21 protein-coding genes are annotated in these 21,073 nt (G+C 67.1%); 4 read left to right on the forward strand and 17 right to left on the reverse strand.

Annotated features, from left to right (window positions below; translation table 11 throughout):
- Nucleotides 1–3: 3 nt before the first annotated feature.
- The 6 genes from lepB to rpoE all read right to left on the reverse strand — a co-directional run bounded on the left by lepB (nt 4) and on the right by rpoE (nt 6,554).
- Nucleotides 4–783, reverse strand: a complete 780-nt coding sequence (lepB, locus tag SAOR_RS00690; RefSeq protein ID WP_123589813.1) for a signal peptidase I — start codon at nt 781–783, stop codon at nt 4–6.
- Nucleotides 784–807: 24 nt separating this feature from the next.
- Nucleotides 808–2,607 carry a translation elongation factor 4 gene (gene lepA / locus SAOR_RS00695; protein WP_123589814.1) on the reverse strand — a complete coding sequence of 600 codons (1,800 nt, stop codon included), beginning with the start codon at nt 2,605–2,607 and terminating at the stop codon, nt 808–810.
- A gap of 115 nt (nt 2,608–2,722) precedes the next feature.
- Nucleotides 2,723–4,186 carry a Do family serine endopeptidase gene (locus SAOR_RS00700; RefSeq protein ID WP_123629774.1) on the reverse strand — a complete coding sequence of 488 codons (1,464 nt, stop codon included), beginning with the start codon at nt 4,184–4,186 and terminating at the stop codon, nt 2,723–2,725.
- Nucleotides 4,187–4,265: 79 nt separating this feature from the next.
- Entirely contained in the window at nt 4,266–5,282 is a 1,017-nt protein-coding gene (locus SAOR_RS00705) for a MucB/RseB C-terminal domain-containing protein (protein WP_123589816.1), read from the reverse strand.
- The gene (locus tag SAOR_RS00710; protein ID WP_123629775.1) at nt 5,279–5,971 is read right to left on the reverse strand and encodes a sigma-E factor negative regulatory protein; all 693 of its coding nucleotides are present in this window, start codon (nt 5,969–5,971) and stop codon (nt 5,279–5,281) included. Before SAOR_RS00710 ends, SAOR_RS00705 begins: the two co-directional genes overlap by 4 nt.
- Before the next feature lie 7 nt (nt 5,972–5,978).
- Nucleotides 5,979–6,554: an RNA polymerase sigma factor RpoE gene (gene rpoE, locus SAOR_RS00715; protein WP_123589818.1), complete on the reverse strand. Its 576-nt coding sequence runs from the start codon at nt 6,552–6,554 to the stop codon at nt 5,979–5,981.
- A gap of 222 nt (nt 6,555–6,776) precedes the next feature.
- Between rpoE and nadB the strand changes: the two genes are divergently transcribed.
- A complete protein-coding gene (nadB, locus tag SAOR_RS00720) occupies nt 6,777–8,435 on the forward strand; it encodes an L-aspartate oxidase (protein WP_221177795.1) in 1,659 nt (552 codons plus the stop codon).
- A 1-nt stretch (nt 8,436) separates the two neighbouring features.
- On the opposite strand, the gene SAOR_RS00725 is transcribed toward nadB, so the two are convergent.
- The 8 genes from SAOR_RS00725 to SAOR_RS00760 form a co-directional block, all read right to left on the reverse strand.
- Nucleotides 8,437–9,876: an alpha/beta hydrolase gene (locus SAOR_RS00725; protein ID WP_185015492.1), complete on the reverse strand. Its 1,440-nt coding sequence runs from the start codon at nt 9,874–9,876 to the stop codon at nt 8,437–8,439.
- Between the two features lie 19 nt (nt 9,877–9,895).
- Entirely contained in the window at nt 9,896–10,363 is a 468-nt protein-coding gene (locus SAOR_RS00730) for a protein YgfX (protein ID WP_123589821.1), read from the reverse strand.
- A 12-nt stretch (nt 10,364–10,375) separates the two neighbouring features.
- Nucleotides 10,376–10,630 (reverse strand): FAD assembly factor SdhE, encoded by a 255-nt coding sequence (locus tag SAOR_RS00735; RefSeq protein ID WP_123589822.1) that lies wholly within the window; start codon nt 10,628–10,630, stop codon nt 10,376–10,378.
- A 63-nt stretch (nt 10,631–10,693) separates the two neighbouring features.
- Nucleotides 10,694–11,473 carry a succinate dehydrogenase iron-sulfur subunit gene (locus SAOR_RS00740; RefSeq protein ID WP_123589823.1) on the reverse strand — a complete coding sequence of 260 codons (780 nt, stop codon included), beginning with the start codon at nt 11,471–11,473 and terminating at the stop codon, nt 10,694–10,696.
- A gap of 56 nt (nt 11,474–11,529) precedes the next feature.
- On the reverse strand, nt 11,530–13,320 hold the full coding sequence (sdhA, locus tag SAOR_RS00745) for a succinate dehydrogenase flavoprotein subunit (protein ID WP_123589824.1): 1,791 nt from the start codon (nt 13,318–13,320) through the stop codon (nt 11,530–11,532).
- Nucleotides 13,317–13,706, reverse strand: coding sequence for a succinate dehydrogenase, hydrophobic membrane anchor protein (gene sdhD / locus SAOR_RS00750; protein WP_123589825.1), 390 nt, complete (start codon nt 13,704–13,706; stop codon nt 13,317–13,319). The genes sdhA and sdhD overlap by 4 nt, the downstream gene beginning before the upstream one ends.
- A 34-nt stretch (nt 13,707–13,740) precedes the next feature.
- The gene (gene sdhC, locus SAOR_RS00755; protein ID WP_123589826.1) at nt 13,741–14,127 is read right to left on the reverse strand and encodes a succinate dehydrogenase, cytochrome b556 subunit; all 387 of its coding nucleotides are present in this window, start codon (nt 14,125–14,127) and stop codon (nt 13,741–13,743) included.
- Between the two features lie 31 nt (nt 14,128–14,158).
- Nucleotides 14,159–14,377 (reverse strand): DUF1674 domain-containing protein, encoded by a 219-nt coding sequence (locus SAOR_RS00760; RefSeq protein WP_245965348.1) that lies wholly within the window; start codon nt 14,375–14,377, stop codon nt 14,159–14,161.
- A 123-nt stretch (nt 14,378–14,500) separates the two neighbouring features.
- On the opposite strand from SAOR_RS00760, the gene ygfZ reads away from it, so the two are divergent.
- Nucleotides 14,501–15,373 carry a CAF17-like 4Fe-4S cluster assembly/insertion protein YgfZ gene (gene ygfZ, locus SAOR_RS00765; protein ID WP_185015493.1) on the forward strand — a complete coding sequence of 291 codons (873 nt, stop codon included), beginning with the start codon at nt 14,501–14,503 and terminating at the stop codon, nt 15,371–15,373.
- Here ygfZ and lysS read toward each other — a convergent pair.
- Both lysS and prfB read right to left on the reverse strand, forming a co-directional pair.
- Complete coding sequence (gene lysS, locus SAOR_RS00770) at nt 15,370–16,884, reverse strand: lysine--tRNA ligase (protein WP_123589828.1); 1,515 nt, start codon at nt 16,882–16,884, stop codon at nt 15,370–15,372. The two genes, ygfZ and lysS, sit on opposite strands and share 4 nt — an antisense overlap.
- A 9-nt stretch (nt 16,885–16,893) precedes the next feature.
- Nucleotides 16,894–17,992 (reverse strand): peptide chain release factor 2 gene (gene prfB / locus SAOR_RS00775; RefSeq protein WP_123629778.1). Its coding sequence is split into 2 segments (ribosomal slippage): nt 16,894–17,919 and nt 17,921–17,992, totalling 1,098 coding nucleotides; the frame shifts between segments, so codons are not numbered across the junction.
- 274 nt (nt 17,993–18,266) lie between these two features.
- On the opposite strand from prfB, the gene SAOR_RS00780 reads away from it, so the two are divergent.
- Entirely contained in the window at nt 18,267–19,355 is a 1,089-nt protein-coding gene (locus tag SAOR_RS00780; RefSeq protein ID WP_185015494.1) for an OmpA family protein, read from the forward strand.
- Nucleotides 19,356–19,489: 134 nt separating this feature from the next.
- Nucleotides 19,490–20,002: a DUF6231 family protein gene (locus SAOR_RS00785; protein ID WP_123589831.1), complete on the forward strand. Its 513-nt coding sequence runs from the start codon at nt 19,490–19,492 to the stop codon at nt 20,000–20,002.
- Nucleotides 20,003–20,005: 3 nt separating this feature from the next.
- Here the strand turns inward: SAOR_RS00785 and gluQRS are convergent, their stop codons facing one another.
- Nucleotides 20,006–20,902 carry a tRNA glutamyl-Q(34) synthetase GluQRS gene (gene gluQRS / locus SAOR_RS00790; protein ID WP_123629779.1) on the reverse strand — a complete coding sequence of 299 codons (897 nt, stop codon included), beginning with the start codon at nt 20,900–20,902 and terminating at the stop codon, nt 20,006–20,008.
- Nucleotides 20,903–21,073: the final 171 nt, after the last annotated feature.

Genomic DNA, 21,073 nt, shown 5'->3' on the forward strand with positions numbered 1-21,073 from the left:
CCGCTAGTGAAGAATATGGCCGATGCGCGAAAAGCGCACATCGAAATCGTCGAAATCGATGCTCATCCAAGTCATGAACGCCTTGCCGACGAGATGGTCCTCGGGCACGAAGCCCCAGACGCGCGAGTCGGCGCTGTTGTCGCGGTTGTCGCCCATGACGAAATAATGTCCTTCAGGCACGGTCACGCTTACGTTCGGGCCGTTACGTCCGACCACCTGCAGCACCGGATGATCGGTGCCACCCGGCAGCTGCTCGATAAAACGCAGCATACGGGCGTTGGCGTCGGCGTCGGGACCGTCGTAGACGCCCCGCTCGGCCAGCGGCACGCGTTCGCCGTTCAGGTAGAGATGCTCGTCGCGATAGGCGACGCGGTCGCCCGGCAGCCCGATCACACGCTTGATGTAGTCCTTGGTCGGGTCCGGCGGGTAACGAAAGACGACGATGTCGCCGCGTTCCGGTTCGCCCAGATCGAGAAACTTGGTGTGAAAGACCGGCGCACGCAGGCCGTAGCTGAACTTGTTGACCAGCACGAAGTCGCCGACCAGCAGCGTCGGCACCATTGAGCGTGAGGGAATCCGGAACGGCTCGAACACGAACGCGCGCAGCACCAGCACCGCGAGCAGCACGGGAAAGAACGAACGCGCGAACTCGATCGCCCAATTGGCATCCACGCCGGCCGCACGCCGTCGTGCGAGCACGAGTCGATCGATCAGCCAGATCACGCCGGTCAGCACGGTGGCCAGCGCGAGCCAGGCCTCGAAGTCGAGATGTACGGTGTTCATGGGCAGTTCGCGGCGGCGCCGGGCCTAGTCGGAATCGTCGGTCGACAGCACCGCGAGGAAGGCCTCCTGCGGTATCTCCACGCTCCCGAGCTGTTTCATCCGGCGCTTGCCTTCCTTCTGTTTTTCCAGCAACTTGCGTTTGCGCGAGACGTCGCCGCCGTAGCATTTGGCCGTGACGTTCTTGCGCATGGCCTTGACCGTGGACCGGGCGATGATGCGGGTGCCGATGGTCGCCTGGATGGCGACGTCGAACATCTGCCGCGGAACGATGTTCTTGAGCTTCTCGACCAGCGCCTTGCCGCGCTCGTAGGCGCGGTCGCGGTGCACGATGTGGGCCAGCGCATCGACCGCGTCGCCGTTGATGAGCACGTCCAGGCGCACGAGCTTGGCCGCCTGGAAACGGGCGAAATCGTATTCGAACGACGCGAAGCCGCGCGAGACCGACTTCAGGCGGTCGAAGAAGTCGAGCACCACCTCCGACAGCGGCAGCTCGAAGCTCATGGACACCGAATTGCCCATGTAGCTCATGTCCTTCTGCACGCCGCGCTTTTCCATGCACAGCTGCATGACAGGGCCGACGAAATCGTTGGGCATGAGGATCGAGGCGTGGATGATCGGCTCGCGTATCTCCTCGATGTCACCCGGATCGGGCAGCGCCTGCGGGTTGCTGATCGACAGCACCTCCCCGCCGGTCGTCAGCACTTCATAGATCACGGTGGGCGCGGTCGTGATCAGGTCGAGGTTGTATTCGCGCTCCAGGCGCTCCTGCACGATCTCCATGTGGAGCATGCCCAGAAAGCCGATACGGAAGCCGAAACCCAGGGCGGCCGACGTCTCGGGCTCGTAGTTGAGCGAGGAGTCGTTGAGCCGCAGCTTGGCCAGCGCGTCGCGGAAGTCCTCGTAGTCGTCTGAATTGACGGTGTAGACCCCGGCGAAGACCCGCGGCTGGATCTGGCGAAAGCCGGGCAGACGCGCCTCGCAGGGGGCATGCGCGTGGGTCAGCGTGTCACCCACGGGCGCGCCGTCGATGTCCTTGATGCCGGCGATGACGTAGCCGACCTCGCCCACCTCGAGCGCCTTGCGCGGCGTCTTCTTGGGCGTGAAGATGCCGACGTCGTCGACCTCGTACTCGCGCTCGGTGGCCAGCACCTTGATGCGGTCGCGCGGGGTCATGCGACCGTTGACGATACGCACCAGCGAGACCACGCCCAGGTAGTTGTCGAACCAGGAGTCCACGATCAGCGCCTGCAGCGGCGCGTCGGCACTGCCGACCGGCGGCGGAATGCGCCGGATGATCGCCTCCAGTACGTCGGTGACGCCCTCGCCGGACTTCGCGGAGACCAGCAGCCGGTCGGTCGCGTCCAGGCCGATCACATCCTCGATCTGCTGGGAGACGCCGTCGGGATCGGAAGCCGGCAGATCGATCTTGTTGAGCACCGGCACGATCTCGAGATCCTGCTCGATGGCGGTGTAGCAGTTGGCCACACTCTGGGCTTCGACGCCCTGCGAGGCGTCCACCACCAGCAGGGCGCCCTCGCAGGCCGCCAGGGAGCGCGAGACCTCGTAGGAGAAGTCGACGTGGCCCGGCGTGTCGATGAAGTTGAGCTTGTAGGTCTCGCCGTCGGCGGCCTGATAGTCCAGCGTGACCGCCTGCGCCTTGATGGTGATGCCGCGCTCACGCTCTAGATCCATCGAATCGAGGACCTGCTCGGCCATCTCCCGCTCGGTCAGGCCACGACAGGCCTGGATGAAGCGATCGGCGAGCGTCGACTTGCCGTGATCGATATGGGCGATGATCGAGAAGTTGCGGATGCGTGACTGCATGAACGGTCCGGCGCGGCAATTAAGCCCAAAACAATCGCCCCGGCAGGCGCCGGGGCGATACGATGAAGCGTCGTAGTATACGCCGAGGCCCGCCGCAGTTTCAGCGGCGGCGCCCTCAGTCGTCGCCCGGCCGCATGGCGAGATACAGTCGATTGCCCTCGCGCACCACGAGCAGCGCTACCGGGCCGTCAGCCGCCTCGAGTGCTTCACGCAGGGCCTCGGGCGACCCGACCTTCTCCGATCCGACCGCGAGCACGACATCGCCGGGCTGCAGGCCCGCCTCAGCCCCGGCGCCCTCCGCGACCGCTCCGATGCGAACGCCGTCCTGCTCCAGATCGAGCCGGCGTCGCTCCGTCTCGTCCAGAGGCTCCAGCGTCAGGCCGTAGGGGCGGCTCCGCTCGCGCCTTGGCTCGCCGCCGCCGGCGCGGGTCATCAGATCCTCGGGCAGCGCCTCGATGGTGACGTCGATAGTCTGTTCGTCGCCGTCACGCAGCAGCGTCACGCTCGCCTGCTCGCCCGGGGCGATGGTGCCCACCAGCGGCGGCAGGGCGGCGGCATCGCCCACCGCGTGATCGTTGAACGAGAGGATCACGTCCCCGGCCTGGATGTCGGCCGAAGCCGCCGGACTCTCGGGCACCACCCGTGCCACCAGCGCGCCCTCCGGGCGCTTGAGGTCAAAGGATTCGGCGAGTTCCCGGTTGACGTCCTGGATCTGCACGCCGAGCCAGCCGCGGGTCACGCTGCCGGAGTCGCGCAGCTGGCCGGCGACGTCCATGGCGATGTCGATCGGAATCGCGAAGGACACGCCCTGGTAACCACCGGTCTGGCTGTAGATCTGCGAGTTGATGCCCACGACCTCACCGGCGAGATTGAACAGCGGCCCGCCCGAGTTGCCGGGATTGATGGCCACGTCCGTCTGCAGAAACGGCACGTACTGGTCGCTGGCCAGGCTGCGCTGCTTCGCCGAGACGATGCCGGCGGTCACCGAGGTCTCGAAGCCGAAGGGCGAGCCGATCGCCACCACCCAGGAGCCCACCTGCAGCGCCTTGGGATCGCCGATCTCGACCGTGGGCAGGTCGTCGGCGTCGACCTTGAGCACCGCGAGGTCGCTGTAGCGATCCTGGCCGACGACCCGCGCGACCAGTTGGCGCCTGTCGTTGAGCTTGACGATGATCTGGCCGGCGTCGGAGACCACATGACGATTGGTGAGAATGTAGCCGTCTTCGGAGATGATGAAGCCCGAACCGCGCGACGGATGCGGCGTCGACTCCGGCCCGCGCGGCATCGGCATCTCGTCGTCGCCGCGGCCGGAGCCCTCCTCGAAGAAGCGACGCAGCCAGTCCTCCATCGGGTTGCCGTCATCGCCTTCGCCGCCGCGCTCCCCGCTGCCGTCGCTGCCGGGTTCCGGCGGCACCGCGCTGATGTTGACCACGGCCGGTGACACCGACTCGACGAGACCCGTGAAGTCCGGCAGCTGACTGACCGGCCGGCTCTCGTCCTCGCCGCCACAGCCCGAAAGCGCGAGCAGCGCGACGATCAGAAGCGTGTACAGGCGCAGTGGATGACGTAGTCGCTGCATGAGGAAATGCCTATCGATTGCGTGCGGACGAGTTTCTGAAGGTCAACCCGAACAGCATGCCACGCCCCGGCCGGCGCAGTCACCCGTCGCCGTCGGCCGGCGCGCGAACCTGAGCCCGCTCACCGCCACGCTCCAGATTCTCCGCGATCTCGCGTACCGTCACCGCCGGCACCTCGCCGACGACGGTGATCTGCGTGTCGTCGATCACGTGGCCGTAGGCGTTGACCGCGCCCATCGTAGTCGCGCCGTCCAGCGGCTTGCGCAGCCCCGCGGGCGCGATGAACGCGGACACGGTGGCCACGCCGTCGGTGAACAGCATCTGACGCACGAAACCATCCTCGGTGACACGGCGCACGCCGTCCTCGGCCAGCTCGAAGCCCGGTGGCAGCGATGTCGGCGTCCATGCCTCCTTCGGCACGGATTCCTCGGCGACCTCGACGGCCCGGTGCTTGATCACGCGGAAACCTTCGATATCGAAGCCCGGCTCGAACGCGCTGTCGGGGATGGATTCCGGGAACTCGATCTCGGTGAACATCAGCTGCTCGAGGACGTCGCCATTACGCAGCAGATCGAGCTTGAGCGGCAGGCGCGTCTTTTCGTCGATGAGCATGCGGTAGCCGTAGCGGTACTGGTCCATCGGCTGGATGCTGATCAGACGGCCGACACGGTCGGCGAGCCGACGCTGGCCTTCGTCGCTCACCTTGTAGTGACGGCGCATCCGCTCGGCCGAGAATTCGGTGACGCTGCCCAGAAGGCCGTCTCGCTTGCGACGCGAGATGAGCACGACCTGGCTGTCGGGCAGAATCGAGGTCACAACGCCGCCGCGGCGGATGACCTCGCGCGGCTGCCCGGTCAGCGAGACCAGTCGCTCCTGCTCGAGGCCGTCGGCAAAGCGGTGCGTGACGCGGAGCGTGTCGAGCTGGTCCTCGCGCAGGTACACCATGACGCCGCGGTAGTTCTCGCGGCCCACGGCCTGCGAGGCACTGGCCAGCAGCTCGTTGACGGACTGATCGGACGAGGGCGGCGGATCCGACGCCGCGGCCGCCTGTCCGATAAAAACGAATAACAGGAAGAACGCTGAAAGCGCCCGGGTCACTGCGTCGATTCCTGCCCATACGTCGCTACCCGAACGAACGCCGGCGTCGTGCCCGACAGGCCGTAGCCGCGGGCCAACCCGTTGTGTTCGACGAGATAGCTGTTGAGTTCATCCTCCAGCGCGGGGTCGGACACGGACCAATGATCGGCCGGCCCCTCCCGAACCGTCTGCCGCGCGCTCGCATCACCGACCACCGCGGCATCCATGCCGCCGCGCGCCGCAACTTCTTCCGTGGTCTCGAAGCGCGCACCGGCAGCCGTGGCGTCCGCGGAGGCGACGCTCGTGGCACTCATGGGCCGCGTCGAGCCGTCCGACTCGCTCTCCTGCTGCAGCGGCGGGTTCACCAGGAAGACGAAACCGGCCGCGGAGGCCGCCACGGCGAGGCCGGCCATGTTGCGCCAGCGGCGACGGCGCGGCGTGCGGGCACGCGGCAGTGACACGACCCGCGACGAGGGCGCTTCGACCGCCTCGCCGTCCTCGGCCGCGATCGCCTGCATGACCCGATCGGAAAAACCGGTATCCAGCGGCACCGCGATCTCGCCGCGATGCGCCCGCAGGGTGGTTCGAAGCCAGTGCTGACGACTCCAGCTGTCACGCAATTCCGGATCGCTCAACAGTCGGTTGACCACCGAGTCGGCTTCGTCGCGCGTGGCCTCGTTATCCAGAAATGCCGAAAAGCGCTCGTTCATGCTGACCTCACTTGTCCGCCAGGGACACCAGTTTCTGCTCGATCGCCGCGCGTGCGCGGAAGATGCGCGAACGGACCGTCCCGACCGGGCAATCCATTGATTGTGCAATCTCTTCGTAACTCATACCGTCCAGTTCGCGCAACATGATCGCGGTGCGCAGATCCTCCGGGAGATCGCGTATAGCACCGATCACGGTGTCCCGGATCTCCTCGCTTTCCAGCAACGCCTCGGGCGTGTCCCGCTCCGAGAACCGGTCGGTGTGGCCGAACGCCTCGGCATCGGCCACGTCGATGTCCTGACTGGCCGGGCGCCGCGAGCGCGCGACCAGAAAGTTCTTCGCCGTGTTGATCGATATGCGGTATAGCCATGTGTAGAACGCGCTGTCGCCCTTGAATCCGTCGAGCGCCCGATAGGCCTTGATGAAGGCCTCCTGCGCCACGTCCGGTGCATCCGCCGGATTCACGTAGCGTGCGGTCAGCTTGATGACCTTGTGCTGGTACTTGCGTATGAGCAAGTCGAAGGCACGCGGGTCGCCGGCCTGAGCACGGGCCACGAGCTGCTCGTCGCTGGCGTCTTCGTTCATCTAGGAAAGACGCGAGCCGCAGCGGATTCCAAGGCAGCTGTCGCGCGAGAATACCTCGTCTGTCTGCGTTACCCGATGGGCGATGACACTATGGACCGCATCCGCGTCAGATAGTTCGCACCGGATTTGCGCTATGCTGCAAGCGTTCATCGATCTAGTCACCGTCAGGAAGCCATACCCCCGCGCCGAGGCGACAGTCTAGCGACGCGGATGCGTTTCGTCATGCCAATGCCCGAAGACAGTACCCACCGATCCTTCGATGTCGTGGTCGTCGGCAGCGGCGCCGCCGGACTCACGCTCGCCCTGCGCCTGGCGTCCAGCGGGCGCCGTATCGGCGTGATTTCCAAGGGCGCCCTCGCCGAGGGCAGTACACTTTACGCTCAGGGCGGCATCTCCGCCGTACTCGACGCCTCCGACAGCATCGACGCCCATGTGGCCGACACCCTGCGCGCCGGTGCCGGCCTGTGCGACGAGCCGGCCGTGCGCTTCACGGTGGAGCATTCCCGGGCCGCGATCGAGTGGCTGATCGATCGCGGCGTGCCGTTCACGCCGGCCGACGAGAGCGACGAGACACCGGCCGGCTATGCCTACCATCTCAATCGCGAGGGCGGACACAGCCATCGCCGCATCATCCACGCCGACGATGCCACTGGCCGCGCCGTGGAGACGACGCTCGAGGGCCTGACCCGGCGGGCCCCGGAGATCACGGTGTTCGAGCACCACATGGCCGTCGAGCTGATCATGACCCGGACGCCGGCGGCGGCGCGGGGGCACTGCCAGGGCGTCTACGTACTCGACATCAACCGGGATACGGTCCGCACCTTCGCCGCACGGCACGTCGTACTGGCCACCGGCGGCGCCAACCTCGCCTATCTCTACAGCAGCAACCCGCACGCGGCCAGCGGCGACGGTATCGCCATGGCCTGGCGGGCGGGCGCGCGGGTCGCGAACATGGAGTTCATGCAGTTCCACCCGACCTGCCTGTACCACCCGAGGGCGCGCTCGTTTCTCATCAGCGAGGCGCTGCGCGGCGAGGGCGCGGTGCTGCGGCTGGCCGACGGCCACCGCTTCATGCCGGATCACGACGAGCGCGGCGAACTCGCCCCGCGCGACATCGTCGCCCGGGCCATCGACGCCGAGATGAAACGCACCGGCCAGCCGCACGTCTGGCTGGATATCAGCCACCGCGACAAGGCATTCATCGAGAAGCACTTTCCCGCGATCAACGCGCAGTGCCTTGAGCTCGGGCTCGACATGAGCGGGGAGCCCCTGCCCGTGGTGCCCGCAGCGCACTATACCTGCGGCGGCGTGATCACCGATGCGCACGGCTGCACCGATCTCGACGGCGTCTACGCCGTCGGCGAATGCGCCTTCACCGGCCTGCACGGCGCCAATCGCATGGCGAGCAACTCGCTGCTCGAGTGCATCGTCTACGCGAGTGCGGCCGCCGACGACATCGCTGGCCGCGATACCACGCCGCTCTGCGCGGATCTGCCCGACTGGGACGAGTCGCGGGTGACCGATTCCGACGAAGAAGTGGTCGTGGCCCATAACTGGCAGGAGCTGCGCCGATTCATGTGGGACTACGTGGGCATCGTACGCACGACCAAGCGCCTGGAACGCGCCCTGCACCGCATCGAGCTGCTGCGCCGCGAGATCCACGACTACTACGGCAGCTTCCGCGTCACCCCCGGGCTGCTCGAACTGCGCAATCTCGCCCAGGTCGCGGAACTGATCATCCGCAGCGCCCTGTCCCGTCGCGAGAGCCGCGGCCTGCATTACATCAGCGACTATCCGAAACCGCTGCCGCGGGCGATGCACACCGTGCTCTCACCGGAGCTCGGCACGGAATCGGCGACAGCCGGCTACCGCCCGCTCTGAATCAGTCCGAGCCCGCGCAGGAGACGCGCAGTGGCTCGGCCGGCGCCGCCCAGAAATCGCCGATGGCGGCGATCGCGCAGGCGTTGGTGAAGCTGGCGCCGTGGCCCGCGCCGGCGACCGTCAGCAACCTCGCTAGCGGATGCCGATCGGCGAATGCCCGCGCCCAGTCCGGCGGTGTGACGGCGTCTTCGCTGCCGCTGACGACCAGCGCAGGGGCGGCCAGCGATGCGTCATGCGCGGGCGTCGCCGTTCGAGGCACCTGCCAGACGTCGCAGACCGGCGCGCCGCGGGCCGGCGCCAGATAGGCTGCGATGGCGGGATGGCGCGAGAGCGCGTCGCGCCACGCCGACATCGAGGGAACCGTGCCGCCGAGGGCACAGCGCGTGCTCCAGAAGACCGCTTCGTTGCGGGCGCTGTCGAGGGCCTGACGCCACAGCCGTTCGGCCAGCGGTCGCAGCGCGTCGGCCGAGCCGGCGCGTGCCCGCTGCAGGCGTGCGCGGGTATCGGCCGCGTTGTTGGCGTCGTAGCTCGCCATGAGCACCATCAGCAACAGGCGATACGGTGTGACCTTGAATCGCGTCTCCACGGGCATCTCCGGCCCGGCCAGCGCGAGCGTCGGCGGTCGCGACGCGTAACGCGCGAGCAAATTGTCCACGAGATCACTGGGCACCGCGTCGCTTTTCCGACCGCAGGCGGGCGCCGCCGCACAGCTCGCATCGAGACGCGCCAGTGCCCCGCCGATCTGCGCTGGCAGGGCAAGCAGGTCGTTGCGCGCGAACGGATAGACCGAGTCGAGCACCATCGCGCGCACCTGCGCCGGCTTCGCCTGCGCGTAGACACGCGCGATCCGGGTGCCGTAGGACACCGCCCAGAGATTGACCGCGTCGACGCCGAGCGCGGCCACCAGCGCCTCCAGATCGCCCCGCTGCGCCGCCGGCCCGAGGGCCGCGGCGGTCTCGCGCCCGAGCGATCGGTAGCAGCCTTCGGCGGCGCGCGCCTCCTGATCGAATTCGACGCCCGCCGAGGGCGCCTGCGCTGCGGCCGCCAGCCGGCGGCTGCGTATCGACTCGCAGGTCGGGCGCGGACGACTGCGGCCGGTTGCCCGCGGGTCGAACAGCACGATGTCGCGAGGCCAGCGCGCCCGCTGCTGCCAGCGCTGCCAGCCCGACAACGCCTCGGGCCCCAGGCCTGCAGCCGAGCCCGGCCCGCCCGGCACGTAGACCACCGGCGTTGCATCGATCCGGTCGGGCCGTGCACGCAACCGCACCACGCGCAGCCGCACCGCCTCGCCAGCCAGGCGATCGCCCGTCTCCAGCCAGCCGCAGTCGATCGCCGCGGCGCTGGCTTCTGGGGTGGCGAGGTCGCAATCGCCCCACGTGATCGATGCGGCCATCGCCGACCGCGGGCTGGCGAGCATGACGGTGATGCCGAGCAGCGCCATCACGGCAGCCTTAGCCGCGCTAATTCGTCGCTTCACGGGCGTCGCGGGGCGGGGCCACGCGCAGGCGCGCGCGCAGACGGCGATGGTGCGCCGGGTCGGTGGCATCGCGAAAGACGATGCAGCGGCGGCGACGGCCGGCGGCGTATGGCTCGAGTGTCAGCACGACCAGCGCATCGCCGAGCGTCAGCGCCTCGACGCAGCGGCCCTCGACCCAGCCGCCGTCACCGGCCTGGCGCCAGCGGCAGTCGCCGTCGAGCAGAAAACGCAGGCGATCGATCGCACGGGGATGGCTGCGGCGGGCGTGGCGCCACGCCCGCACCGCGGGCACTGACAACATGACCAGCAACAGACCAACCACGGGCCGCGACAGCGCAAGCATCGCGCACACCAGCTCTGCACCGCCGTAGCTGCCCAGTACCAGCATGGACTCACAGCGCGATGGCCGTATGACCAGGTCCAGCGCCTGCATCATCGGGCTGCGAGGCATGTGCGTCGCGCGTCAGCCGGCGCCCGGGGGCCGCTTGAACTGCCGGATGCGCCGCAGCAGGTCCGCCTGGATCGCATCGGCCGGCTGCTCGCGTTCCATGATCAGGGCGTAGAGGTCCGGGTCCTCGAGCTGCACCAGCGCCAGCAGCCCCGCCCGTTCGCGCTCGTCCAGATCGTCGTACTCGGTTGCGACGAAACGCTCGAGAAGCACATCGAGCTCCTTCATGCCGCGACGACACAACCAGCGGATACGCGATTTCTCGCTCATCGGACAAAGATCCTGCTGCGAGGCGGCGGGCGGCCCGCGGCGGGCCACCCGCGACGCCGGAAATCAGCTGCGGCGTTCAAGCAGCAGCTTCTTGGTTTCCTGAATGGCCTTGGCCGGATTCAGCCCCTTTGGACAGGTATTGGTGCAGTTCATGATCGTGTGGCACCGATACAGCTTGAACGGATCCTCGAGCTCGTCCAGGCGATCGCCCGTGGCCTCGTCGCGCGAGTCCACGATCCAGCGATAGGCCTGCAGCAGCACGGCCGGACCCAGATAACGCTCCGGATTCCACCAGTAGCTCGGGCAGGCGGTCGAGCAGCACGCACACAGGATGCATTCATACAGACCGTCGAGCTTGGCCCGGTCTTCCGGTGTCTGCAGACGCTCACGCGTGGGCGCCGGCGTGTCGGTCTTGATCCACGGCTCGATCGATTCGAGCTGGGCGTAGAAGTGGGTCAGATCCGGCACGAGGTCCTTGACCACCGGCATGTGCGGCAGCGGATAGATGCGGACGTCGCCCTCGATGTCCTCGATGCGCGTCGTGCAGGCCAGCGTGTTCTTGCCGTCGATGTTGAACGCGCACGACCCGCAGATCCCTTCGCGGCAGGAACGCCGGAAGGTCAGCGTCGGGTCGATCTCGTTCTTGATCTTGATGACGGCGTCCAGAACCATGGGCCCGCACCGGTCGAGATCGATGGTGAAACTGTCGACGCGCGGATTCTCTCCGGCCTCGGGCTCCCAGCGATAGATGCGAAACGTCTTGGTGTTCTTCGCGTCGGCCGGCGCGTCGTGACGCCGACCCTTGGTGATGCGCGAATTCTTCGGCAGTCGGAATTGAGCCATGAGCGGTCTCCGTTACTAAAACCGTGGTGCGGGCGCAGCGCCGCGGACGGCGAACCTCAGTAGGTCCGCTTCTTCGGCGGGATGTGTTCCATCTCGCCCGTCATCGGCTGCATGTGCACCGGCCGATAATCGATGCGTACGTTCGCGCCGCCGTCGTGCCAGGTGAGCGTGTGCTTCATCCAGTTCTCGTCGTCGCGCTCGGTGTATTCCTCGTGCGCGTGCGCGCCGCGGCTTTCCTTGCGGTTGGCGGCGGCGTGCATCGTGGTGATCGCGCAGCCGAGCAGATTTTCGAGCTCCAGCGTCTCGACCAGATCGCTGTTCCAGGTCATGGAGCGATCGGTCACGCCCACGTTGACGAAGGATTCGACCTCGGCGTTGATCTGCTCGACGCCCTTGTCGAGATTCTCGGTATTGCGAAAGACCGCGGCGTATTTCTGCATCGAGCTCTGGAGGCTGTCACGCAGCTGCGCCGTGGGCGTATCGCCATCGGCGTGACGCAGCCGGTCGAAGCGTTCGAGCGCGCGCGTCTCGGCGGCCTGGGTGTCGGCGCGGTGCGCCGCCCCCTTCTTGACCACCTCCGTGCAGCGATGCGCCGCGGCGCGACCGAAGACCACCAGATCCAGCAGCGAGTTCGAACCCAGCCGGTTGGCGCCATGAACGGACACGCAGCCCGCCTCACCGACGGCCATCAGGCCCGGCACGATCGAATCCGGATCGCCGTCCTTGAGGGTCACGACCTCGCCGAAGGCATTGGTCGGCACGCCGCCCATGTTGTAGTGCACGGTGGGCAGCACCGGGATCGGCTCCTTGGTGGCATCCACGCCAGAGAAGATCTTGGCGGTCTCGGTGATCCCCGGCAGCCGCTCGTGCAGCACTTCAGGGCCGAGGTGCTCCAGATGCAGCAGCGTGTGGTCGGCGTTCTCGCCCACGCCGCGGCCTTCCTGAATCTCGACCATCTCGGCGCGACTGACGACGTCCCGCGAGGCCAGATCCTTGGCGTTGGGCGCATAGCGCTCCATGAAGCGCTCGCCCTCGGAGTTGGTCAGGTAGCCACCCTCGCCGCGCGCGCCCTCGGTGATCAGACAGCCGGCGCCATAGATGCCGGTCGGATGGAACTGGACGAACTCCGGATCCTGAAGCGGCAGGCCGGCGCGCAGCGCCATGCCCATGCCGTCGCCCGTGCAGGTGTGCGCGGACGTGCAGGAGAAATAGGCCCGCCCGTAGCCGCCGGTGGCCAGAATCACCTGATGCGCGCGGAACCGATGCAGCTGCCCGCCCTGCAGATCCCAGGCCAGCACGCCGCGGCACTCGCCGTCCTCGGTCATGAGCAGATCGATGGCGAAGTATTCGATGAAGAACTCCGCCCGCGCCTTGAGCGACTGCTGATAGAGCGTGTGCAGGATGGCGTGGCCGGTCCGGTCGGCGGCCGCACAGGTGCGCTGGGCCGTGCCTTCGCCGAAATGCGTGGTCATGCCGCCGAACGGACGCTGGTAGATGTGGCCGTCCTCGGTGCGCGAGAACGGCACGCCATCGTGCTCGAGCTCGATGATCGCCGGCACGGCTTCCTTGGTCATGTACTCGATGGCGTCCTGATCGCCGAGCCAGTCGCCGCCCTTGATCGTGTCGTAGGCGTGCCAGCGCCAGTCGTCCTCGCCCATGTTGCCCAGCGAGGAGGCGATGCCGCCCTGGGCCGCCACGGTGTGGCTGCGGGTCGGGAAGACCTTGGTCACGCAGGCCGTGGACAGGCCGGCGTCGGCCAGACCGCGGGTGGCCCGCAGGCCCGAACCGCCCGCGCCGACGACCACGACGTCGTGCTGATGTTCGATGATGTCGTAGCTCTCGCTCATCGGGCGGCTCCCACAAGAATCATGATCACGGAAAAGATGGCGGCGACGGCCAGCAGAATGTTGGTCAGCTGCAGCGCGATGAGCGCGGCGATCTTGACGGACTCGATGTGGACATAGTCCTCGATCACCACCTGCAGGCCGAGCTGCGAGTGATAGAAGATCGCGGCCAGATAGATCGCCAGCAGCGACGCCTGCAGCGGCGACGACAGCCACTCGGTGACGCTGGCGTAGTCGGCGCCGAACTGTGAGGCGAGGCAGGCGACGAACCACAGCGTCAGGGGCACAAGGGCCACGGCACTCACGCGCTGCGCCCACCAGTGGGCCACGCCCACCTTCGCACTGCCCAGGCCACGCGCCTGCGCGAGCGAGGATCGGATACTGCTCATGTCGGAATCTCCGAAAGGACTGGAAAACGCGGGATCAGGCGATGAGGGCCCAGATCCAGACAAACAGGGTCAGCGCGGCGGCGACGCCGATCGCGACATAGCCGGTCAGTTTCGCGGTCTCGAGATCCAGCCCGACGCCGACGTCCCAGACCAGGTGCCGGATGCCGTTGCACAGATGATAGAACAGCGCGAACGACCAGCAGAACATGAGCAGTTGCCCGAACCATGAGGCCGCGAAGCCGTTCACGCCCGCGAACGCCTCCGGCCCGCTGGCCGCAGCGATCAGCCAGACCGCGAGAAACACGCTGCCCAGCGACAGCACGATGCCGGACGCGCGGTGCGCGATCGAAGTCAGCATCGAGATCTGCCAGCGGTAGATCTGCAGGTGTGGCGACAGCGGGCGGTTGGCCTGTTGGTTCATGGTGGTCCCCGGACGGCGTGAAGGAAAAGCGCTAGAAATCGATGCAGCGCCCGTTCTTCTCCCAATCGCCGTAGCGCACGGGCTCGGGGCCCTTGCGACCGCCATATTCGCGCGGGCTCTCGGGCGCCTCGGCGGCAGCATCGTCGGGTGATTCGGAACGGACGGCGCGGTCGTTCGGCTCGGTCGGGGCATCGGGGGTGGATGCGTCGCGCGACACCGAGTCTGATGAACGTTGCTCTGACATGGTCATACTCTAAACCTCGAGGCCGCAGCTGGCAACGTGAACGACGGCTGAATCGCTGCCCGGACGCGCCGCTGCGGCTATCTTTACGGGCGGTCTAGAATACGGACGATGATCGATTTGGATGCAGCCATGAGCGAAGCCGGACGAGCCCCGTTGGGTGTGATCGAGGTCAGCGGCGACGACGCCGGGACGTTCCTGCGCGCCCAGCTGACCAACGATGTGCTGCGGCTCGGCAGCGACCGACATTTTCTCGCCGCCTGGTGCGATGCCAAGGGGCGCGCCATCCTGCTCGCGCAGGTCCTCGAGCAGGCGGACGACGGCTATCTGCTCATACTGCCGTCCACGCTCATCGACGCCGTGCTGCAACGGCTGCGCATGTATGTGCTGCGCGCCCGCGTCACGCTGACCGATGTCTCCGACCGCTATCGACTCGCCGGCCTCCTCGGCCCCGACCTGCCGTCGGCGAATCGACTGACCGCGCTCGACGATGCCCGACTGCTCGGGCTGCCGCCGACCGCGGACGGCGCAGCGCGCGCGTTGTGGATCGGCACGGCCGACGCGCATCCGCCCGAGAACTCGCTGAGCACCGAGGCTCCGGAATGGGCGCTGGCGTGCATCGACGCGGGCGTGCCGGAGCTCGTGGGCGCGACCCGGGGGCTGTTCGTGCCGCAGATGCTCAACCTTCACTGGCTGCTCGCCATCGATTTCGACAAGGGCTGCTATCCGGGCCAGGAGGTCATCGCGCGGCTGCATTACCGTGGCCGTCTCACACGCCGGCTGCATCGGCTGGCCTGGCGTGGCGACGAGCCGGCCCCGGGCGACGAGATCATCGACGACGCCGACCGCGTCCAGGGCACCGTGGTCAGCGCGGCGCCCACAGCGGGCGACGGCGGACACGGTCGCCTGCTCGCCGTGCTGCGGATCGACGGCGCCGGCTCGGCGCTGAGGGCGGGATCGACCGCACTCGAATTGCTGGACCTGCCCTACGCGACGCCCGACTAGGACGCCCCCCCGCCCTGCGGGCGCAGCTGCGGGAACAGGAGCACGTCGCGGATCGCGCTGCGACCGGTGAGCAGCATCACCAGCCGATCGATACCGATTCCGGCGCCGGCCGTCGGGGGCAGGCCGTACTCGAGCGCGGCGACGTAGTCGGCGTCGTAGTACATCGCCTCGTCGTCGCCGGCGGCTTTGGCATCGGCCTGGGCGGCGAACCGCTCGGCCTGGTCCTCGGCGTCATTGAGTTCGGAAAAGCCGTTGGCGATCTCGCGACCCGCGATGAACAGCTCGAAGCGCTCGGTGACCTCGGGAGCGTCGTCGCGCCGGCGCGCCAGCGGCGACACTTCGGCGGGATAATCGGTGATGAAGGTCGGCTCGATCAGCCGGTGTTCCACGGTCGCCTCGAAGAGTTCGGTCAACCATTTGCCGTGGCCCCAGCTCGCTTCACCCTTGACGCCCGCCGCCTCGGCGGCTGATTTGAGCGCGGCTTCATCATCAACGATCTGCGGCGTGATCCTGTCGTTGTACTTCAACACCGCATCACGCATCGAGAGCCGCTCGAATGCCGCTTCGAGGCGCACTGCGTCCGCGTTGCAGGCATCGGCGTGCCGGGTGGCCATGCGTTCCGACAGCCCGCGCAGGAGAGTCTCGATCAGATCCATCAGATCGCGGTAATCCGCGTAGGCCTGATAGAACTCGAGCATGGTGAATTCGGGGTTGTGCCGTGTCGACAGGCCCTCGTTGCGGAAGTTGCGATTGAGTTCGAACACGCGCTCGAGCCCCCCGACCACCAGCCGCTTGAGATAGAGCTCGGGCGCCACACGCAGGTAGAAGTCGTGATCGAGCGCGTTGTAGTGGGTCACGAACGGCCGCGCGCTGGCCCCGCCCGGAATCGCCTGCAGCATGGGCGTTTCGACTTCGAGGAAATCGCGATCTTCGAAAAAGTCGCGCACGCCGCGCACGAGCGCGCTGCGGGCCCGGAACACCGCCCGGACCTCCGGATTCATGATCAGATCGACATAACGCTGCCGGTAGCGGGCCTCGGTGTCCGACAGGCCGTGCCATTTCTCGGGCAGCGGGCGCAGCGACTTGGTCAGCAGCCGCAGCTCCGTCGCGCGCACGGACAGCTCGCCCTTGTTCGTACGCGACAGCGCGCCCGCGGCACCGACCACGTCGCCGATGTCGAGCTGCTTGAACGCCTGGTAGGCCTCCGCGCCGAGCAGATCCCGCTGCACGAACAGCTGAATGCGGCCGCTACGATCCTGCAGGGTCGCGAAACTGAGCTTGCCCATGACCCGTTTGGCCAGCAGGCGGCCGGCCACCGCGACCCGACGACCGGCGCTGTCCAGCGTCTCGGCATCGTCGTCGACGTGCGCACGCTGCAGCTCCCCGGCGAGCGCATCGGGCCGGAAGTCGTTGGGAAAGGCCGCACCCGCCTCGCGCCAGCGCGCGAGCTTTTCCTTGCGCTGAGCCACCAGACGGTGGGTATCGCCGTCACCGGCGTTGGAATCGGTCATCGGATGTCCTCAGAGACCTTGCTTGAGACTTTCTTCCACGAACTGATCCAGATCGCCGTCGAGCACGCCCTGCGTGTTGCCGACCTCGACGCCGGTGCGCAGATCCTTGATACGGGACTGATCCAGCACGTACGAGCGGATCTGGCTGCCCCAGCCGATGTCGGACTTGCCCGCCTCGGTGGCTTCCGCGGCCTCGCGTCGTGCCGCCAGTTCGCGCTCGTAGAGCTTCGACTGCAACTGCTTCATCGCCGTCGCGCGGTTCTTGTGCTGCGAGCGGTCGTTCTGACACTGGACCACGATCCCCGTGGGGGCGTGCGTGATACGCACGGCCGACTCCGTGCGGTTGACGTGCTGGCCGCCGGCGCCGCTGGCGCGATAGACGTCGACACGCAGATCCGACGGGTCGATCTCGATATCGATCTCGTCGTCGATCTCAGGGGCGACGAAGACCGCCGCGAACGACGTATGCCGGCGCGCGCCCGAGTCGAACGGCGATTTTCGCACCAGGCGGTGTACGCCCGTCTCCGTGCGCAGCCAGCCGTAGGCGTAGCTGCCGGTGACCGCCACCGTCGCGCTCTTGATGCCGGCCACGTCGCCCGGTGAGTACTCGGTGACCTCGGTGGCGAACCCCCGCCGTTCGAACCAGCGCAGGTACATTCGCAGCAGCATCTCGGCCCAATCCTGCGCCTCGGTGCCGCCGGATCCCGCCTGGATATCGACGAACGCGTTGCTCGAATCCGCCTCGCCGGAGAACATGCGCTGGAACTCGAGCGCCTTGATGTGGGACTCGACCTTGTCGAGGTCGGTCTCGATATCCGCTATCACGGACTCGTCATCCTCGGCCGCGGCGAGCTCCAGTAATTCGGTATTGTCCTCGATCGTGGTCACGGCCTCGTCCATGGGGCCCACGATCTCTTCCAGACGCACCTTCTCCTGGCCGAACGCCTGCGCCTGATCGGGGTTCTCGGCCCACAGCTCGCCGCGCGCGAGCTCGGCGTCGATCTCGGTCAGCCGCTCTTTCTTGTCGGCATAGTCAAAGATACCCCCTGAGGTCGCTAAGCCGCTCGCGCAGCGTTTCCATGCGGCTTTTCACAGCGTTCGTGTCCATTCCGACTCCGGGTTCCGGCGGCAGCAAAAGGGCGAGGATCATTGCAGTTTCGTTTTTTCGGCACAAGCCACCTGTCACATTGCCATTGGCCACCGGAACCCTCTATAATCCGATTGCACGTCACCGGTTTGGGAACCTTAGTTCGCCACTTCGGTGAATGGGACCGCACAACAATCCCCAAACCCGCTCAAGGGAGTTAGAACCTATGCAATTCAAGCAACCGCTAACCGCATGTGTTGCCGGTGCGCTTGGCCTGGCCGTTTCGGCCGGCGCCATGGCGCAGGACAACACGCCGCAGGACAAGCGTTTTTACGTCGCGCCGATGGTCAGCTACGGCTTCTTCGACAACGACACGATCGGCGGCAGCGATTCGTCCTTCGGTCAGCTCAACGTCGACAGCGACGACAGCATCGGCGGGACGCTGGCGATCGGCAAGCCGATCAACAGCTGGCTGAATCTCGAGCTGTTCGGCTTCTATTTCAATCCGGATCAGGATCTGAGCAACTCCGCAGGCAGCGATAACGCGGGCGATGCGGATCTGTACGGGTTCGGCCTGGACGCCCTGTTCTTCCCCGCGCGCGACACCCTGCCGGTCTACGGCATCCTGGGTGCCTCCTGGGGCAAGTACGAGCCGGGCTTCGGTTCGATCAACGGCGCCGAGGTCGGCGACGACGCCGATGCCGACTTCCTGGACGCGGGTCTGGGTTACATGTACCAGATCAACGATTATGGTCTCGCGGTGCGCGCGGAATATCGCTACCGCTACACCACGGTCGACAGCGCCGACGTGCTGGGCTCGGACTACGAGGATGCGCGCTTCGACGATCACATCGTTTCGCTCGGTCTTCAGGTTCCGCTGGGCGCGCCGCCGAGTGCACCTGCGCCCGAGCCGGCACCCGAGCCGGCCCAGCCGCAGGATAGCGACGGCGACGGCGTGATCGACGCCAACGACCAGTGCCCCGGCACGCCGCGCGGCACCGAAGTCGACGCACGTGGCTGCCCGATCGAGAAGAAGGCGCCGATCGTTCTCAGGGGTGTCACCTTCGAGTTCGATTCCTCCAAGCTCACGATGCAGGCCGAGAATCGCCTCGACAACGTCGTGGACGCGCTGGAGGCCAGCCCGGACGTCACATTCCGCATCGATGGCTACACCGATAGCATCGGCACGGAACAGTACAACCTGGGTCTGTCGCAGCGTCGTGTCGACTCCGTGCGTGAATATCTGGTCGAGCACGGCATTCGCACGACCCGCATCACCGGTACGGAAGGCCACGGCGAATCCAACCCGGTTGCGACCAACGAGACGGCCGCCGGCCGCGCTCAGAACCGTCGAGTCGAGCTGAACGTCACCAGCGACGAATAAGCACGACCCGACCTGACCGCATCATCTGCGGGGCCCGGCCTCTTCTGAGGCCGGGCTTTTTTGTGCGCGGCATCGCCAGCGCATCGCCTATCCCCATGCGATCATGAAAGCCCATTCGGCATAGCCCGTCCGTCATGTCGCAGATCCCCGCCGCCATTCGCGACCACTTGCAGGACATCATCATCCGGCACGCACCGGAGCGTCTGATGATCGTCGCCCCCGCCGGGCGCGGAGCGGATCTCGCCAAGCGCGTGGCCGACCAGGCGGGCGAAGTGGTGCAGAGCGAGCCCGCGGCGGTGTTCCAAGAGCTTGGCGACACGGCTCGCTACGATCTCGCCGTGGTATTCGCGATGCACGGCGACAAAGATGCCACGGTCGACACGCGCGTGATCGGCCGGCTGCGGGACGTGAATGCCGGCAGTGTCGTGGTGGCAGCCGCGCTGCAGGAGGCAACCCCGGCGGACCGCCATCCCTGGCGGACTCAGGATTTCATCGCCCTCGGTTTCCGGCGAGCTCCGGAGACGCGGGATCTCGCGCCCGGCTGGGGCGTATTCCGCTACGACATACACGACTACAAGACCACGCCGAGCTGGCTGAACTCGCGTTACTGGGCCAACCCGGGGCGGTGGGACAAGGAACGCTGGTGAGGCTCAGCCTTGGGGCACGATGAGCGCGTCCAAGCGCGGCACGGCCTCTCGGCTCCAGTGATCGATCGCCCACCGCAGAATCGCGGCCGGCGTGCGGCATGCGAGTGTCGCGAGCGGCCGCTGGCCGAGCAGGCTGAGACAGCGTACGAGCTGCGGCCCGAGCGCATCGTCGGCGAGACCCAGCGCACCCGTACTCTTACTGAGCTTGCGGCCCTGATCATCCACGAGAACCGGGATGTGGGCATAGACCGGCGCCGCCAGGTCGAGCATCTCGGCCAGATACATCTGTCTAGGTGCAGACGACAGCAGATCGGCGCCGCGCACCACATGCGTGACGCCCTGCCAGGCATCGTCGACCACCGTCGCCAACTGATAGGCCGCGTGGCCCTCGACGCGGCCTAGCACGAAATCGCCTACATCGCGCGCCAGCCGCTGCGTATATCGCCCCTGAATCGCGTCCGGGCACGTAACGGTCACATCAGCGACGCGTAATCGCGTCGATCGTGCGCGACGGCCTGCCGGCATGCCTCGACGGCAGGTTCCCGGATAGATCGGCCCTTCAAGGCCTTCCGGCCCTCCGCTCTGCTCCCGGCGCGTACAGGCGCAGCGAAACGCGCGGCCCGTGGCAAGCAGTGATGCGATCGCCTTGGCATGCGCCCCGTGGCGCTGACTCTGATAGAGGATGTCCCCATCCCACTCGAAGCCGAAACGCCGGAGTGTCGCGATGATGTCCTCGCTCGCACCGGCCACGGTACGTGCCGCGTCGAGGTCGTCGATACGCAGCAGCCAGGCACCGCCATGGGCCCGGGCATCAACGTAGCTCGCGGTCGCGGCCAGCAGTGAGCCCAGATGGAGCGGGCCGCTGGGCGTGGGTGCGTAGCGACCCACATACGCCGTCACGTCGACACGCCTGGTTGCGGCTGCGACGTCGGACGACCGCCCGACGTGACGCCGCGGCGCAGATTGTCGATGGTACAGGCATGCACAACGTGATTATCGCGTTTGCTGCGGCGTCGGGACAACCGGCGCGCGCGCCGTGGGTTCATCCGCAGGGACGCCTCTCGGACACGA

It is taken from the genome of Salinisphaera orenii subsp. orenii MK-B5, from assembly GCF_003788635.1.
In the GTDB taxonomy this organism is placed as follows: domain Bacteria; phylum Pseudomonadota; class Gammaproteobacteria; order Nevskiales; family Salinisphaeraceae; genus Salinisphaera; species Salinisphaera orenii.